At 68.9% G+C, this 15,664-nt stretch carries 21 protein-coding genes; 6 read left to right on the forward strand and 15 right to left on the reverse strand.

All coding sequences use genetic code 11. From position 1 onward, the window contains the following. Nucleotides 1-3: 3 nt before the first annotated feature. Nucleotides 4-1,284 (reverse strand): DUF1800 family protein, encoded by a 1,281-nt coding sequence (locus ACIBL3_RS16475; RefSeq protein WP_396354226.1) that lies wholly within the window; start codon nt 1,282-1,284, stop codon nt 4-6. 112 nt (nt 1,285-1,396) lie between these two features. Here ACIBL3_RS16475 and ACIBL3_RS16480 point away from each other — a divergent pair, with 112 nt between their 5' ends. Next, on the forward strand, nt 1,397-1,813 hold the full coding sequence (locus tag ACIBL3_RS16480; RefSeq protein WP_396354227.1) for a PPOX class F420-dependent oxidoreductase: 417 nt from the start codon (nt 1,397-1,399) through the stop codon (nt 1,811-1,813). On the opposite strand, the gene katG is transcribed toward ACIBL3_RS16480, so the two are convergent. The 4 genes from katG to ACIBL3_RS16500 form a co-directional block, all read right to left on the reverse strand. After that, complete coding sequence (gene katG, locus ACIBL3_RS16485) at nt 1,803-3,989, reverse strand: catalase/peroxidase HPI (protein WP_396354228.1); 2,187 nt, start codon at nt 3,987-3,989, stop codon at nt 1,803-1,805. The genes ACIBL3_RS16480 and katG overlap by 11 nt on opposite strands. Before the next feature lie 22 nt (nt 3,990-4,011). Continuing rightward, complete coding sequence (locus ACIBL3_RS16490; RefSeq protein ID WP_396354229.1) at nt 4,012-4,440, reverse strand: Fur family transcriptional regulator; 429 nt, start codon at nt 4,438-4,440, stop codon at nt 4,012-4,014. Nucleotides 4,441-4,623: 183 nt separating this feature from the next. After that, a complete protein-coding gene (locus ACIBL3_RS16495; protein ID WP_396354230.1) occupies nt 4,624-4,920 on the reverse strand; it encodes a hypothetical protein in 297 nt (98 codons plus the stop codon). Next, entirely contained in the window at nt 4,905-5,135 is a 231-nt protein-coding gene (locus tag ACIBL3_RS16500) for a hypothetical protein (protein WP_396354231.1), read from the reverse strand. The genes ACIBL3_RS16495 and ACIBL3_RS16500 overlap by 16 nt, the downstream gene beginning before the upstream one ends. A gap of 65 nt (nt 5,136-5,200) precedes the next feature. Between ACIBL3_RS16500 and ACIBL3_RS16505 the strand changes: the two genes are divergently transcribed. The 3 genes from ACIBL3_RS16505 to ACIBL3_RS16515 are packed head-to-tail and all read left to right on the forward strand — an operon-like array spanning nt 5,201 to nt 7,217. Further along, on the forward strand, nt 5,201-5,485 hold the full coding sequence (locus tag ACIBL3_RS16505) for a S8 family serine peptidase (RefSeq protein WP_396354232.1): 285 nt from the start codon (nt 5,201-5,203) through the stop codon (nt 5,483-5,485). A 52-nt stretch (nt 5,486-5,537) separates the two neighbouring features. Then, complete coding sequence (locus ACIBL3_RS16510) at nt 5,538-6,170, forward strand: hypothetical protein (RefSeq protein WP_396354233.1); 633 nt, start codon at nt 5,538-5,540, stop codon at nt 6,168-6,170. 57 nt (nt 6,171-6,227) lie between these two features. Then, nucleotides 6,228-7,217: a GNAT family N-acetyltransferase gene (locus tag ACIBL3_RS16515; RefSeq protein ID WP_396354234.1), complete on the forward strand. Its 990-nt coding sequence runs from the start codon at nt 6,228-6,230 to the stop codon at nt 7,215-7,217. Between the two features lie 36 nt (nt 7,218-7,253). On the opposite strand, the gene ACIBL3_RS16520 is transcribed toward ACIBL3_RS16515, so the two are convergent. The 9 genes from ACIBL3_RS16520 to ACIBL3_RS16560 all read right to left on the reverse strand — a co-directional run bounded on the left by ACIBL3_RS16520 (nt 7,254) and on the right by ACIBL3_RS16560 (nt 12,986). Beyond that, nucleotides 7,254-7,493 (reverse strand): hypothetical protein, encoded by a 240-nt coding sequence (locus ACIBL3_RS16520; RefSeq protein ID WP_396354235.1) that lies wholly within the window; start codon nt 7,491-7,493, stop codon nt 7,254-7,256. Between the two features lie 45 nt (nt 7,494-7,538). Next, nucleotides 7,539-7,844 carry a helix-turn-helix domain-containing protein gene (locus ACIBL3_RS16525; RefSeq protein ID WP_396354236.1) on the reverse strand — a complete coding sequence of 102 codons (306 nt, stop codon included), beginning with the start codon at nt 7,842-7,844 and terminating at the stop codon, nt 7,539-7,541. A gap of 255 nt (nt 7,845-8,099) precedes the next feature. After that, the gene (locus ACIBL3_RS16530) at nt 8,100-8,276 is read right to left on the reverse strand and encodes a hypothetical protein (RefSeq protein WP_396354237.1); all 177 of its coding nucleotides are present in this window, start codon (nt 8,274-8,276) and stop codon (nt 8,100-8,102) included. Continuing rightward, a complete protein-coding gene (locus ACIBL3_RS16535) occupies nt 8,273-8,941 on the reverse strand; it encodes a GNAT family N-acetyltransferase (RefSeq protein ID WP_396354238.1) in 669 nt (222 codons plus the stop codon). Before ACIBL3_RS16535 ends, ACIBL3_RS16530 begins: the two co-directional genes overlap by 4 nt. Then, entirely contained in the window at nt 8,942-9,871 is a 930-nt protein-coding gene (gene era / locus ACIBL3_RS16540) for a GTPase Era (RefSeq protein WP_396354239.1), read from the reverse strand. It lies immediately after the preceding gene. After that, complete coding sequence (locus ACIBL3_RS16545) at nt 9,855-10,187, reverse strand: cytidine deaminase (protein WP_396354240.1); 333 nt, start codon at nt 10,185-10,187, stop codon at nt 9,855-9,857. The genes era and ACIBL3_RS16545 overlap by 17 nt, the downstream gene beginning before the upstream one ends. Nucleotides 10,188-10,257: 70 nt before the next feature. Then, the gene (locus tag ACIBL3_RS16550) at nt 10,258-11,562 is read right to left on the reverse strand and encodes a hemolysin family protein (RefSeq protein WP_396354241.1); all 1,305 of its coding nucleotides are present in this window, start codon (nt 11,560-11,562) and stop codon (nt 10,258-10,260) included. Between the two features lie 30 nt (nt 11,563-11,592). After that, nucleotides 11,593-12,066, reverse strand: a complete 474-nt coding sequence (gene ybeY / locus ACIBL3_RS16555) for an rRNA maturation RNase YbeY (RefSeq protein ID WP_396354242.1) — start codon at nt 12,064-12,066, stop codon at nt 11,593-11,595. Next, nucleotides 12,063-12,986, reverse strand: a complete 924-nt coding sequence (locus ACIBL3_RS16560; protein WP_396354537.1) for a PhoH family protein — start codon at nt 12,984-12,986, stop codon at nt 12,063-12,065. Before ACIBL3_RS16560 ends, ybeY begins: the two co-directional genes overlap by 4 nt. Nucleotides 12,987-13,267: 281 nt before the next feature. On the opposite strand from ACIBL3_RS16560, the gene ACIBL3_RS16565 reads away from it, so the two are divergent. Together ACIBL3_RS16565 and ACIBL3_RS16570 are read left to right on the forward strand one after the other, a co-directional pair. Then, nucleotides 13,268-13,777: a SigE family RNA polymerase sigma factor gene (locus ACIBL3_RS16565; RefSeq protein ID WP_396354243.1), complete on the forward strand. Its 510-nt coding sequence runs from the start codon at nt 13,268-13,270 to the stop codon at nt 13,775-13,777. After that, nucleotides 13,774-14,901, forward strand: a complete 1,128-nt coding sequence (locus ACIBL3_RS16570; RefSeq protein WP_396354244.1) for a Gmad2 immunoglobulin-like domain-containing protein — start codon at nt 13,774-13,776, stop codon at nt 14,899-14,901. The genes ACIBL3_RS16565 and ACIBL3_RS16570 overlap by 4 nt, the downstream gene beginning before the upstream one ends. A 44-nt stretch (nt 14,902-14,945) precedes the next feature. Here ACIBL3_RS16570 and ACIBL3_RS16575 read toward each other — a convergent pair whose 3' ends face one another. Beyond that, nucleotides 14,946-15,662, reverse strand: coding sequence for a 16S rRNA (uracil(1498)-N(3))-methyltransferase (locus ACIBL3_RS16575; protein WP_396354245.1), 717 nt, complete (start codon nt 15,660-15,662; stop codon nt 14,946-14,948). Nucleotides 15,663-15,664 lie beyond the last annotated feature (2 nt).

Consider the following 15,664-nt stretch of genomic DNA (forward strand, 5'->3'; position numbering starts at 1 on the left):
TCCTTATCCGCTGACCACGTACTCGGGTGCGCAGGCGGCGACAGCCGTCAGCTGCGCGGGATCCTTCACACCGGCCAGCGCCGCCTTCGTCCGGGCGGACCAACCATCAACGCCGAGCAACTCGCCCACCTTGTCCACAGACGGGGCGGGCAACTCGGCCTGCTTCACCAGATGCTGCGCGAGTTGCAGCCGGGTAAGACCTGCCGACGTCGTCAACCAGCTCGCACCGGACGGCCAGCCGCCAACACTCGGCGGCCGGAACGGCAACTGCCCCATACCGCGAAGCCCGGCCAGCAGCTTCGTCTGCTCCTTCTCGGCCAGCTTCCCCGGCTGGATGCGCAACGCCCGCATCAGACCGACCGCCCACTCCACCGGCTGCTTCACCAACGCCGACTCCGCATCCCGAAACGCGGCCTCCGCAACCATTGCCATCAGCAACGACCGCACGTCGCGCGACGGACCGTAGGCTTTCGTCAGCCGCTCGACCGTCACCGCGTCCGGCGGCGTCGCCGACACCAGCCGGAACCACAGCCGCCCGATCACGAACCCTGCCGACGCCGGCTGACTCAAGGCCAGTACGGCGAACCCCTTGGCATCGAAGTTTCCCGTCGTACCGAACAACGTCTTGGCGCCGGCGTCGAAGCGCCGCCGCTGCAGTGTCGCCTTCGGCCTGAGCACCCAGCCGGTCAGGCAGCGCGCTCCCTCGGCCACGTCCTTCTCGGTGTAGTGGCCGATGCCGAGGGTGAAGAGCTCGAGGAACTCGCGGGCCAGGTTCTCGTTCGGCGTCCCGCGCCGGTTCCGCTGGCCGTCGAGCCAGCGGATCATCGCGGTGTCCACGACCATCGCCTGCGCCAGATCACCGAACCGGCCGAGCGCGTGCGTCCGCTGGGTCTGGTTCTGGGCCAGCATCCAGGCGGCGTTGCGGACCTTCTGGTTGCTGGTCGCGAAGTGCCCGTGCCACAACCAGGTCAGTCGCTCCGACGCCGTCCGGCTCGCCACCATCCGGTCGAGCCACCAGACGTCCAGCTTCCGCTCCTGCCCCACCCGCTGCCGCGCCGCCGCCTTCCGCTCCTCCTTCGACAAGCCGTTCGACTTCGATGCAGCCTTGGCCGGTGGCTCGAGCCCGGTCGGTGGCGCGAACGCGTTGGCAGCCGCATCCGGTCCCGGTCCCAGCAGCCGCCGCACGGTCTCGTCGTACCCGGCGCTCAGCTCACCGGGCGCCGGCCCGAACCCGAGCCGATCGTTCAGCCGCCGCACCGCGGCCCGCTCGCTGATCTCGCTCATGCCCTCGATCGTTTCCGGCCGCACGCACCCGGACCAGCTTCGGCCGGCTTTCTTCAGCCAACCCACAGGTCGAGTTGCCTTCAAGCGTGCTTGAATTCTTAAGCTTTACGCCATGACTCGAAATCTCGCGGACCGGATCGGCACCCACGGCCTCGGTGTGCTGGTCACGCTGAAGCGCGACGGCAGGCCGCAACTGTCGAACGTCACGTATGTCTTCGACGGCGAGCGGATCCGGGTGTCGCTCACCGACGGCCGGGCCAAGACGAAGAACCTGCGCCGCGACCCGCGCGCCAGCCTGTACGTCGACGGTCCCGGCGGCCGCTCGTACGTCGTCCTCGAAGGAAAGGCCGAGCTCAGCCCGGTCGCCGCGGACCCGTACGACGACGTGGTCGAGGACCTCGTGGACTACTACCGAACCGCCTCCGGCGAGCACCCGGACTGGGACGAGTACCGCCGGGCGATGGTCACCGACAAGCGCTTGGTCTTCTCGATGACCATCGACCACGCCTACGGAATGCCTACCCCTTGAGGTCGAAGCGGTCCAGCTCCATCACCTTGACCCAGGCGGCGACGAAGTCGGCCAGGAACTTGTCCTCCGCGTCCGCGCTCGCGTAGACCTCCGACAGGGACCGGAGTTGCGAGTTGGCGCCGAAGACCAGGTCGACCGGAGTCGCCGTCCACTTGGTTTCGCCCGTCGCGCCGTCGCGGATCTCGAAGACGTTCTCCTCCGACTCCGAAGTCCTCCACTCCGCCCCGGGAGCGAGCAAGTTCCGGAAGAAGTCGTTGGTCAGCGCGCCGGGCCGGTCGGTGAAGAATCCGTGCTGCCCACGACCGATCCCCATCGCGCGCAGGCCACCGACCAGGACGGTCAGCTCCGGAGCAGTCAGGGTCAGCATGTACGCGCGGTCGAGCAGCAGCGTCTCGGGTGATAGCTTCTCCCCCGCCCGGAGGTAGTTGCGGAACCCGTCCGCCCGCGGCTCGAGTACGGCGAACGACTCGACGTCGGTCTGTTCCTGCGAAGCGTCGGTGCGGCCCGGATGGAACGGGACGGTGATCTCGTGACCCGCGGTCCGCGCCGCCTGCTCCACCGCAACGCCACCGGCGAGCACGATCAGGTCGGCCAGCGACACCGGTTTCCCGAACTCCTGCTGGATCTGCTCCAGGGTCTGCAGCACCTTCGACAGCTCGGCCGGCTCGTTGACCTCCCAGCTGCGCTGCGGCTCGAGCCGGATCCGGCCGCCGTTCGCACCACCGCGTTTGTCGGTGCCGCGGAAGCTGGTCGCGGCCGCCCAGGCGGTGGACGCCAACTGCGCGACCGACAGACCGGACGCGAGGATCCGCTCCTTGAGCGCGGCCACGTCCTCGTCGCCGATCAGCTCGTGGTCGACTGCCGGGACCGGGTCCTGCCAGAGCTGCGGCTCCGGGATCCACGGGCCGAGGAAGCGCGAGACCGGGCCCATGTCGCGGTGCAGCAGCTTGTACCAGGCCTTGGCGAAGGCCAGCGCGAACTCGTCCGGGTTCTCGTAGAAGCGCCGCGAGATCGGCCCGTAGACCGGGTCGAGGCGCAGGGCCAAGTCGGTCGTGAGCATCGTCGGGCGGTGCTTGAGGTCCGGCACGTGCGCGTCCGGCACGTTCTCCTCGGCGTCCTTGGCGACCCACTGGTGGGCTCCGGCCGGGCTCTTGGTGAGCTCGTACTCGTAGCCGAAGAGGTTCTCGAAGAAGCCGTTCCCGAACTGGGTCGGCGTACTCGTCCAGGTCACCTCGAGCCCGCTGGTGATGGTGTCCTTGCCCTTGCCGGTGCCGTAGTCGCTGTGCCAGCCGAGGCCCTGCGCCTCGAGCGGCGCGGCCTCGGGCTCGGGACCGACCTGCTCGGCCGGACCGGCGCCGTGCGTCTTGCCGAACGAGTGGCCGCCGGCGATCAGCGCGACCGTCTCCTCGTCGTTCATCGCCATCCGGCGGAACGTCTCGCGGATGTCGCGGGCCGCGGCGAGCGGGTCCGGGTTGCCGTTGGGCCCCTCGGGATTGACGTAGATCAGGCCCATCTGGACGGCGCCGAGCGCGCCGTGCAGTTCGCGGTCACCGCTGTAGCGCTCGTCGCCGAGCCAGGTGTCCTCCGGGCCCCAGTAGATCTCCTCCGGCTCCCAGATGTCTTCGCGGCCGAACCCGAACCCGAACGTGCGGAAGCCCATGTCGTCCAGGGCCACGTTGCCGGCCAGCACCAGCAGGTCGGCCCACGAGATCTTCCGGCCGTACTTCTGCTTCACCGGCCACAGCAGCCGGCGGGCCTTGTCGAGGTTGGCGTTGTCGGGCCAGCTGTTCAGCGGCGCGAACCGCTGGGACCCGTCGCCACCTCCGCCGCGGCCGTCCTCGATCCGGTAGGTGCCGGCCGCGTGCCAGCTCATCCGGATGAACAGTGGTCCGTAGTGGCCGAAGTCGGCCGGCCACCAGTCCTGCGACGTCCGCATCACCTCGACGATGTCGGCCTTCAGGGCGTCGACGTCGAGTTTCCCGAACTCCGCGGCGTAGTCGAAACCGTCCTCCATCGGGTTCGACTTGGTCGCGTGCGGATGCAGGATGGACAGATCCAGCTGGTTCGGCCACCAGTCCTGGTTCGTCCTCGGCCGGGTCGCCCGCGGAGTCGGGGCGTCGATGACCGGATTCTCGCTCTCGCTGCCGTGGTGGGTTACACCGGACGTGTCGGACATGCTCAGCCTTTCGGTGCTCAGGTCAGGAATCGGGGGCGGCACAGGAGGGGCACAGGCCCCAGTAGACGACCTCGGCCTCGTCGATCAGGTAGTCGTGGTCGTCGGACGCGGTCAGGCACGGCGCATGACCGACCGCGCAGTCCACGTCGACGACGGCGCCGCACGACCGGCAGACCAGGTGGTGGTGGTTGTCGCCCACCCGGGCCTCGTAGCGCGCCACCGATCCGGCCGGCTGGATCCGCCGTACCAGGCCGACGTCGGTGAGGGCACGCAGTACGTCGTACACCGCCTGGTGGGACACGTCCGGAAGATCCTCCCGGGCGGCCCGGATGATCGCGTCGGTGTCGGCGTGCGGGTGCGCGTGCACAGCGGCGAGTACGGCCACCCGCGGCCGGGTGACCCGTAGCGCAACGCTGCGCAACGACTGGTGGAGATCGCCGTCGACGTCCACGCTTCGCAGTCTTCTCCCCGGTCTGGAACCGGTCAAGATCTCTGCACGGATGCCGGATATCCGTCGAGAATGGCAGGATCTTGTCTGTTGACCGGATCCGGTCATGACGGGTGTTGGTCAGGCCGCGCCATGGAACGGGCCGGAGGCAACTGTCAGGGTTTTGCACCGAGTGTCCTGCGCCCGTCAGGGCCTCGGAAGGTTACACATCGTGCCCCGATCACGTCTCAGCGCCGCGCCGGGAAGAACGCCCAGACCCACCGCATCACGCTGGTCACCGGCGACGTCGCCGAGTACACCACCCAGCCGGACGGACGGCACTCCGCCAGGCTGCTCGGCAACGCCGGCTACTTCACCAGCGAGCACGGCGGCGAGCTGACCGTCGTACCGGCGGCGGCCTACCGGCACGTCCAGTCCGGGACGGTCGACCCGCGGCTCTTCAACCTGAGCCAACTCGTTGCCCAGGGCTACGACGACGCGCACACCAAGCGCCTGCCGGTCATCAACGCGGACGCCGACAAGTCCCAGGCGCGCGGGTTCTGGAAGTCGTTCGCCGCCAAGCGGTCGCCCGGCAAGCTGTGGCTCGACGCCCGGACCCGCGCCGCGACCACGACCCCAACAGGTGCCCAAGCGAAGGCAGCGCAGGCCAAGGGCAGCCAGTACGACGGCAGCGGCGTGAAAGTCGCCGTACTCAGCACGGGGTACGACGCCGGCCATCCCGACCTGGCGAACCAGGTCGTCGCCGAGGCCAGCTTCTTCCCCGGTGAGTCGATCCAGGACGGCCAACAACACCGGCAGCGGCACGGAGTCCGAAGCCATCGCCGGCATCGAGTGGGCGGTCGAGCAGGGCGCCCGCGTCATCACCCTCGGCCTGAGCAGCTCGATCCCGTCCGACGGCACCGACCCGCTCAGCCAGACCATCGACAGGCTGTCGAAGTCGAAGGGTGTGCTGTTCGTGGTCCCGGCCGGCGACAGCGGCCGGGATCGGTGGGTTCGAGAACGCGACCGGGCAGGAGTACAGCCTCCCCCGCACCTACCGGAGGGGTGAGCACGCGACCCAGCAGTGGTGGCGGGCCATCAGCCGCCCGGCAGTTCCCGCGGTGGACGGCTTCGCGGTCGCGCGGTACGAGGATGCGATCCGGATGACCATCCCGCAGTACGTGAGCGGTGACCTGAGCACGTACGGCTGGAGTGACGACTGGCGCGAGCAGACCATGCTGGTACTGCGTCGTAACGGCGTCGAGGTCGGGCGGAAGAACTGGTCCGTCGCCGACTTCCCGGTGGCTCCGGGCACGGCGTCGTACGAGCTCAGCCTGGATGTCTCGCGCACACCGGGCACCTGGGCGGACACGTCGACCAGCACGAGCACGCAATGGTCGTTCAGGTCCGGTACGGCGAAGTCGAAGACGGTGCTGCCGTTGGTCCAGCTGAAGTACGCACTGCAGGCGGGCAGCGACAACGCCGTACCGGCCGCTGGTGGTGCCTGGCTCGAGCTGACGCCTGGGTACCAGCCGGGCGCCAACGGACCGGGTCGCTTCCAGACGACCGCAGAGGTGTCGTACGACGGCAAGACCTGGCAGCCGCTGTCGTTGGTGTACCGGGGTCATGGCACGGTCGGCGCCAAGCTGCCGGCGGCGACCGCCGGGACCGACGCCACGCTCCGGGTGACGTCGACGGACCGGGCGGGCAACCGGATCGTGCAGCGAATCGACCAGGCCTGGCACGTGCGGTGACTTCCCCACCGCGAAAAATCACTCGCGGTAAACGGCGCCGGTGTGGAAGCTGTGGTCGTGGAGATCACGAGACTGCTTCCCGACGACGAGGTCGGGTGCGCCGACGCAGTGGCGGTGCTGAGCGCCGGCGCCAAGGTGGACTGTCCGGAAGTGCTGCTGCCGACACCGCGCGGCTACGCGAACGGACTGCGGTACGGCTGGGACCTCAACCCGGGCCAGGCTTTCCTGGCCCGGGACGAGGACGGCACGGCGGTCGGCATCCTCGAGACCCAGATGCCGACGTACGACAACACGAACCTGGTGTGGACCGACATCCAGGTCCATCCCGACCATCGCGGTCGCGGCATCGGGTCGGAGCTGGTCGCGTACGCCGAGCGGCTGGCCGCCGAGCTGGGCCGGGACTCGATCGGGATGAGCACGTTCGACCTGCCGAAGGCGGACGCGTTCGCCCGCCGGCACGGGTTCGAGCGCAAGTCGATGGAGGTGAACCGGCGCCAGGACATCGTCGGGCTGGACTGGGCCGTCGTCCAGAAGCTGTACGACGACTCGGTGCCCGCCTCCTCGGCGTACGAGCTGGTGAAGATCACCGGTGAGCTGCCGGACGAGCTGCTCGAGGGCATGGTCGCGGTGACCGAGTCGATCAACGACGCGCCGAAGGACGACCTCGACATCGAGGACGACGTCTACAGCCCGGAGCGGTTGCGGGCCTACGAGCAGGCGCAGCTGAAGAGCGACCGGACCCTCTACCGGGTGATCGCCCGGGAGAAGGCGACCGGCGAGCTGGCCGGCCACACCACGATCACGGTCGAGCGCGAACGCCCGCACATCGCCGAGCAGAACGACACAGCCGTCGCCCGTGCCCACCGCGGCCATCGCCTCGGCGCGCTGGTCAAGTCGGCCATGCTGCTGTGGATGCGCGAACAGGAGCCCACCCTCACCCAGCTCGACACCTGGAACGCCGAGTCCAACGACCACATGATCGCCATCAACGAGGCCCTCAACTACCGCATCATCACCCGAATCCCGGACTTCCAGAAGGCGCTTTAGACCGAGTCGGGGCATACGACGGACGCAACAAAACCGTCAATGCCTCAGAGCTGCCACGGTCTCGACGAGCCCTTCCCGCTCGAGTGAGGCCAGTACGTCGTCAACCGTGCCTGGGGGATTCCGCATCGAGTCGGCGATCCTCTGGACAGCTCCGTACACGGCTTGCCGGTCGAGGTCGATGAGATCGTGCAGAAACTCGTCCGGGCTCCGTGCTTCGACGTTCCAGCCGGCCAGAGCGTCATCGGGAAAGTCCTTCAGATTGTCGGTGACGATCAACTACGCGTGGAACGTTCGCGTCGTAGATCACTCGGAAAGCCACAGCTACTGCAGGCCCATCTCCTGGCCGAGTGCAGTCAACTCGTCGGCTGCTTCGCGGCGGCGCTGATCGTCCGTGCGCTTGTAGTCGAGCAGGGAGTCAGCCCGAATCCGTCGGTGCTTGCCGACCTTCCGGTACTCGATCTCTCCGGCGTCCAACAGGCCGATCAGGAACGGGCGCGACACGTTCAGCAGATCTGCCGCCTGCTGCGTGGTCAGCTCGGCGTCGGCAGGTACGACGGAGACTCCCTGCCCGGCAGCCATGTGCGCAAGGATCCGGGCCAGCAACTCAACCGCACTGCGGGGCACCACGAGCGCTTCTTGGGTCGGGTCCTCGTCCACCAAGACACGGACATCGCGAGCCTCCCTGTGATGGGCCAGATAGTTTCGCACGTGACGCAGCGCGACGTCTGCTGTGCGGACCTCTGCCGGATCTGGGTGAGCTGCGGCAAGGTTCGGCCGGACCACCAGGCACCTCCTCGATCGATAATCGAATTATCCGCAACAGGCGCAATAAACGCAACCGGCAATGGCTGCGACCGTGCGCAATCCCGGACTGTGCAGGCGTCAGCGGTGGTGTCCGAGGCCGAGCAGATCGGTTACCCGGTCGGCCTGTCCGTCCTCCTTAGTGTCGGCGTCGACCGCGAGGCCGGTGAGGTGGAGTCCTGCTGTCTCTCGGGTGAGGCGCTCGGTGAACATTCGGTCGCGTTCCAGCAGCTTGCCAAGAGACTGCAGCTCGTTCATACGGCCTCGACGACGGTGACCTTCATGCGGTTGGAGAGGGTGAAGCCGAGGGACTCGTAGAGGTGGATGGCGGTGGTGTTGGTGCCGCCGGTGTGCAGGAAGGGGTGGCTGCCCGTCGACTCGATGTGGGCAGCCACCGCGCGGATCAGCCGCGTGGCCAGGCCTTCCCCGCGGTACGACGGATGCGTGCAGACCGCGCTGATCTCGGTGTACTCCGGTAGCGCGAACCGGGTGCCGGCCATCGCGATCAGCTCACCACCCCGGCGGATCCCGAGGTAGGTGCCGAGCTCGATCGTGCGTGCCCGGAACGGCCCTGGATCGGTGAGCGCCACGAGGGCGAGCATCTCGGGTACGTCGTCCAGCGTGAGCAGGACCGCCTCGTCGTCGACCGCTGCCAGGGTCGGCGGGGCGACGAACTGGACCAGGTCGAACTGGCGGTCGAGCTTGAAGCTCTCCGGGATCGGGAGGTCCGGGCGCATCATGGCGGCGGTGGTGCCGGCGCCGAGGAGGGCGGCGGCATCCGACCAGTCCTGAGGTGTCGGGTCGTCCGGGAGACCCAGGAACGGCGCGACGGGCTTGGGATAGCAGCGGGCGTTGCCACGGATCTCGGCGAAGGTGGTGTGCGGGCCGGTCAGGGCGGCGTACACCGGGTTCTGCAGGGTCACTCAGAAGCCCAGCTTGCGGAGGTGCTTCGCGTCGGTCTGCCAGTTCTTGGCGATCTTGACGTGCAGGTCGAGGTAGACCGGCGTCCCGAGCAGCGCCTCGATCTGGCGCCGGGCGGCCGCGCCGACCTCACGCAGGCGGGCGCCCTTGTGGCCGATCACAATGCCCTTCTGGCTGTCCCGCTCGAGGAAGATGTTCGCGTACACGTCGAGCAGCGGCTTGTCCTCCGGACGCCCCTCGCGCAGGCCCATCTCGTCGATGGTGACCGCGATCGAGTGCGGCAGTTCGTCACGCACCCCCTCCAGCGCCGCCTCGCGGATCAGCTCGGCGACCAGCGTCTCCTCGGGCTCGTCGGTGATGTCGCCGTCCGGGTAGAGCGCGAAGCCCTCCGGCAGCAGCTTCACCAGCTCGTCAGCGACCACGTCGACCTGGTACCCGGACGTCGCCGAGACCGGCACGATCGCGGCCCACTCGATCCCGACCGACTCCCCGAGCGCCTGGATCTCGGCCAGGTGCCCGACCATCCGGTCCGGTTCGACCAGGTCGGCCTTGGTGGCCAGCGCGACCTTCGGCGTCTTCGCGACCTTGGCCGCCTCACCGGCCAGGAACCGGTCACCCGGGCCGATCTTGTCGCTGGCCGGCAGGCACACCGCGATCACGTCGACCTCGGCCCAGGTGGTCTTGACCAGGTCGTTCAGCCGCTCCCCGAGCAGCGTCCGCGGCTTGTGCAGACCGGGCGTGTCGACCAGCACCAGCTGGGCGTCCGGCCGGTGCACGATCCCGCGGACCGCGTGCCGCGTGGTCTGCGGTTTCGACGAGGTGATGACGATCTTCTTGCCCACCAGGGCGTTGGTGAGGGTGGACTTGCCCGCGTTGGGACGGCCGACGAAGCAGGCGAACCCGGACTTGAAGGGCTCAGGTGTGGACGACATCGCGGACCTCTCCGGTGCCATTGGCAACGACTACGGGAATGGCGGCGCCGGCGAAGTGCCGGACGACGTTGACGTCGACCGACCCCGACTCGGTCACCACCGCGGCGGCCTCCAGGCCCTTCACCCCCGAGGACAGCGCCATCGCGACCGCCAACTGCAGCGCGGTCAGCTCGACGGTGTCGAGCGCGACCGTACAGGCGGAGTACGTCCGGCCGTCGGTGTCCCGTACGGCGGCGCCCTCGGCGGCCCGGGTCCGGGCGCGGGCCGCGCGGGCGAGGGTGACGAGTTTGGCGTCCTCGGCGGACAGGTCTGACAAGAAAAACTCCAAAGAACTCGAACTGCGACAGCTGGCGGGATGGATGGGGATCCGGGGGTGCTGCGGGCGATCAGGCGTGCTGGTGGTTCTGGTCGGGTGACGGGTTGGCGGTCTCCTCCCGCCGTACCAGCACAGTACCGACCTGGTTGCGGCGGCCGGACGGGCGCTCCGCGGTCAGGGACAGGCCGGCGATCTCCACCTCGGCACCAGGGATCGGCACCTTGCCGAGCAGCTTCGCCATCAGGCCGCCGACGGTGTCGACGTCGTCGTCGTCCAGCGGGACCCCGAACAGCTCGCCCAACTCATCGATCGGCAGCCGGCTCGACACCCGGTAGGCGCCGTCGGACAGCTCCTGCACCGAGTCGGGCACCTCGTCGTACTCGTCGGTGATCTCGCCGACGATCTCCTCCAGGATGTCCTCGATGGTGACCAGGCCGGCGGTTCCGCCGTACTCGTCGACGACGATCGCGACGTGCATCCGGGCCGCCTGCATCTCGCGCAGCAGCTCGTCGATCGGCTTGGAGTCCGGGATGTACATGCACGGCCGCATCACCGACTCGACCCGCTCGGTCGACTCGGCCTGCGCGTTGTCGTACACCCGGCGCATCACGTCCTTGAGGTAGACGACGCCGAGGATGTCGTCCAGCGACTCCCCGATCACCGGGATCCGCGAGTAGCCCGAGCGCAGCGCCAGCGAGGTGAGCTGGCGCAGCTTCTTGTGCTTCTCGATGTAGACCATGTCGGTCCGCGGCACCATCACCTCGCGGACGATGGTGTCTCCGAGCTCGAACACCGAGTGGATCATCTGCCGCTCGCCGGACTCGATCACCGCCGACTTCTCGGCGTAGTCGACCAGCGCCCGCAGCTCGGCCTCGGTGGCGAACGGGCCCTCGGCGAACCCCTTGCCCGGGGTCAGCGCGTTGCCGATCATGATCAGGAACTTCGGCAGCGGCCCGAGCACCCGGGTCAGCGCCATCACCGGACCGGCCGAGATGATCGCGAACCGGTCCGAGTGCTGCCGGCCCAGCGTGCGCGGCGCGACCCCGATGATCACGTACGACACCAGCACCATCACCACCGCGGTGATCAGGATGTGCTCCCAGGTGACCGGGAACACCTCCGACAGCGCCTGGGTGACCAGCACGATCGCGGTGATCTCACACATCAGCCGGACCAGCAGCAGCGAGTTCAGGTAGCGCGGCGCGTCCGAGAGCAGGTCGCGCAGCCGGACCGCGCGCAGGTTGCCCTGCTCGACCTGCTCGTTCGCCCGCACCTTCGAGTACGACGACAGTGCCGCCTCGGCGCCGGCGAACAGACCGGCGAGCAGGACGAGCACCGCAGCCACAACCAGCAGAACGAGGTCGTGGGAGGTCACCGCAACGTCACTCCTGTCCGTGGGGCGCCATCAGGCGCCCTCCAGCCGGTTGCCGGGGGCTCGCCATGCTTCCAGAAGGCGGCCCTGGACGTCCCACATCTCCGCCTTCTCGGCGGGTTCGGCGTGGTCGTACCCGAGCAGGTGCAGGATGCCGTGCACCGTCAGCAGCTCCAGCTCGGCCCAGGTGCCGTGACCGGCCTTGGCGCCCTGCGCGGCCGCGACGGTCGGGCACAGCGCGATGTCGCCGAGGTGGCCGAGCGGCGGCTCGCCATCGTCCTCGGCGCCGGGCCGCAGCTCGTCCATCGGCCACGACATCACGTCGGTCGGACCCGGCAGATCCAGGAACTCGACGTGATAGCGCGCCATGGTGTCCTCGTCGACCAGCTTGATCGACAGCTCACACTCCGGGTGCAGCCGCAGCGACGACATCACGAACCGGCTGAGCCGCATCAGTCCGTTCGCGTCGATCTCGACCCCGGACTCGTTGTTGACCTCGACGTTCATCTCTTGCCGTCAGGGCCTTCGTAGTTCTCGTACGCCGAGACGATCCGGCCGACCAGCTTGTGCCGGACGACGTCGTGCGAGGTCAGCCGGCAGAAGGTCAGGTCCTGGACGCCGTCGAGGATCTCCTGGACCACCCGCAGGCCCGAGTTCGTCCCGGTCGGCAGATCGACCTGGGTGACGTCGCCGGTGACCACCATCTTGGAGCCGAAGCCGAGCCGGGTGAGGAACATCTTCATCTGCTCCGGCGAGGTGTTCTGCGCCTCGTCCAGGATGATGTAGGCGTCGTTCAGGGTCCGGCCGCGCATGTAGGCCAGCGGCGCGATCTCGATCGTGCCGGCCGTCATCAGCCGCGGGATCGACTCCGGGTCCAGCATGTCGTGCAGGGCGTCGTACAGCGGCCGCAGGTACGGGTCGATCTTCTCCGACAGGGTGCCGGGCAGGAACCCGAGCCGCTCGCCGGCCTCGACGGCTGGCCGGGTCAGGATGATCCGGTTGACCTCCTTGGCCTGCAGCGCCTGGACCGCCTTGGCCACTGCCAGGTAGGTCTTGCCGGTGCCGGCCGGGCCGATCCCGAACACGATGGTGTTCTTGTCGATGGCGTCGACGTACCGCTTCTGGTTCAGCGTCTTGGGCCGGATGGTGCGGCCGCGGCTGGACAGGATGTTCTGGGTGAGCACGTCGCGCGGGCTCTCGGCGGTGGCCGCCTTGATCATCGCGATGCTGCGCTCGACCGAGTCCGCGGTCAGCCCGTGGCCGGTCCGCACCACCGCGATCAGCTCGTCGATCAGCCGTTCGGCCAGCGCCAGCTCGGCGGGCTCACCGGTGAGCGTGATCTCGTTGCCGCGGACCAGGATGTCGGCGGCGAACTCCTTCTCGACGATGCGGAGGAACTCGTCCCGGGCTCCGAGCAGGGCCACCATGTCGATGCTGTTCGGCACGACGATCTTGTGCGACGCCTGCGTGGCGGTGGCAGCGCCGTTCGCGCGCGCCTCCGGTTCGATACTGCGTGGCCTGGACAGGCTCTTCCTCCTGATGCCGGTGATATGACCCCACCCATGCTAGCCCGCCCGTCCGACACCCTCACTTGTAATTCCCCGGAACACGCCCGAGCCGTGATCTTCTTGCGCGCCGTTGTCAACCTGGGACAGGGTCTTTGCGTCGTCTTTTCGTGGCGCAACCGGCGGTGGTGTACGAAGAGGGCGTGACACATGAGTCCTCGTGGGATGCCGACGAGGCGCTGACGGCTGTCTACACGGCGCACTACACGTCGCTGGTCCGCCTCGGCGCCTTGTTGCTGCGTGACACCGGTACGGCGGAGGAGATCGTGCAGGACGCGTTCGTCGCGATGCACGGCCGCTGGAACCGGCTGCGCGACCCGCACAAGGCGCTCGCCTACCTTCGCACCACGGTGGTAAACCGCTGCCGCTCCCGCCAGCGCCACCTGGTGGTGGTGGACAAGCACACGCCCCGCTCGCTCCCGGACGAGCCGAGCGCCGAGCACGCCGTACTGCGAACCATCGAGACCGACCGGGTGATCGACGCGATGCGCACCCTGCCGGAGAAACAACGCACCGTGATGGTGCTGAGGTACTACGGAGACCTGTCCGAGGCGGAGATCGCCGACGCGATGGGGATCAGCCGGGGCTCGGTGAAGAGCCACGCCGCGCGGGCGAGCAAGTCGCTCCGCCAGCTCCTGGAGCAGAAGCCATGAACGACCAGACCAACGACTCGTTCGACGACCTGATGCGGCGGGCGCTGGCCGACGAGGCCGACCGGATCGAGCCGTCCGACGCCCTGCCCGAGATCCAGGCCCGGGTCCGCAACCAGCGCCGCCCGGCCACCCGGCGGCCATGGGTGCTGACCGCCGGCGCGGCCGCGATCGGCACCGCCGCGGCGATCGGCGCCTTCACCGTCCTCGACGACGGCGCCACCACCGCGGACAACGACCAGGTCGCCGGCCCCGGTACGGCGACGAGCGCGACCGGCCCGATGACACCAGGCCCGACGGTCGCACCCGAGAGCCCGGTCCCGACCCCGAGCACGCTGCCGAGCGCGCCGACCACCGCACCCGAGAAGAAGACCCCGCCGACCTTCCGGGGTACGGCGGAGCCGACGACGTCGGACGCCGTACCGGTGTACTGGCTCGGTGAGAAGGTCGGCTCGACCAGTGCCGAGCCGACAGTCCGGCTGTACCGCACCTGGATCAGGGTCGCCGACCGGCAGCCCACGCTCGAGGCGGTCCGGATGATGACGTCGAAGGATGCCGGCGACCCGGACTACTACTCCCCCTGGCGCGGCGCCCTGGTGAGCTCCGTGACCCGGGCCAACGGGATCGTCACGGTCGACTTCAAGCAGTTCCCGCAGACGAAGCTGGACGGAGCCGCGGCCAACGTCGCGACCCAGCAACTCGTCTACACGGTCCAAGGCGCGCTGGGCGACGACACTGTCCCGATCCGGATCACCCAGCAGGGCCGGCCCGGCGGCCCGCTCTTCGGTCACGTCGACACCAGCCGGCCGATCAGCCGCGCCCAGCAGAGCAAGGTCCAGGCGCTGGTGTGGATCGACAACCTCGCCGACGGCCAGGTCACCAAGAGCCCGGTCACGGTCACCGGGATCGCGGCCGCCTACGAGGCCACGGTCAACTGGCGAGCCACCAACCTGAAGACCCGCGCGACGCAGGCGCACTACGTCAACACCAAGGAGGGCCAGACCTTCTCGCCCTTCGCCATCCCGCTCAAACTCACGCCCGGCGAGTGGCGCATCGAGGCCTACCTGCTCTCCGCCGACACCGGCGCCATGACAGACACCGACTCCAAGACGATCTATGTCAAGTAGCGCCTCAGGTCCGGCGCGGGAATCGCGACGGCGCTAGGGCGTCGTCAGGTCCAGCGCGAGCGGGCGAGTAGGGCGGACGCGGCGGCGACGCCGGCGGTCGACGTACGGAGGACGGTGTCGCCGAGGCGGATCGGGTCGGCGGCGAAGGTCGCCAGCTCGGACGGCGAGATGCCGCCTTCGGGGCCGATCACGATGACGATGTCGCCGTCGGTGGGGACGTGGAGCGAGGCGAGTGGGATCTTGGCCTCCTCGTGCAGTACGACGGGCAGCGCGGCGGCTGCGATCAGTCGGGCGACCTCGGCGGTGGTCGCGATCGGAGCCACCTCGGCGAACCACGCTCGCCGGGACTGCTTGCTCGCCTCGAAGGCCCACGCCCGCCACTTGGCCAGCGTCTTCGCGGACCGCTCCGGGTTGCTGCGGAACTGACTCCGCTCCGCGTTCCACGGCACGATCACGTCCACGCCGACCTCGGTCAGCATCTCCACCGCCAGCTCGGCCCGCTCCCCCTTGGGCAGCGCCTGTACGACGACCAACCGCGGCCGACTCGCCGGCACAGCCCCACGGTTGTCAACGGCAACCGTCACCCCCGACTTCGAGGCATCCGTGACCACACCCTCAGCCCACGCCCCACGCCCGTCGGTCAGCCGGATCCGCTCCCCCGGCGCGATCCGCCGTACGACGGCAGCATGCCGACCTTCCGCACCATCCAGTGTCAGCTCGGCACCGGACAGGTCCTTGCAGAAGAAGACCGCGACGCCCATCT

This window comes from Kribbella sp. NPDC050124, from assembly GCF_044460355.1.
GTDB lineage: Bacteria > Actinomycetota > Actinomycetes > Propionibacteriales > Kribbellaceae > Kribbella.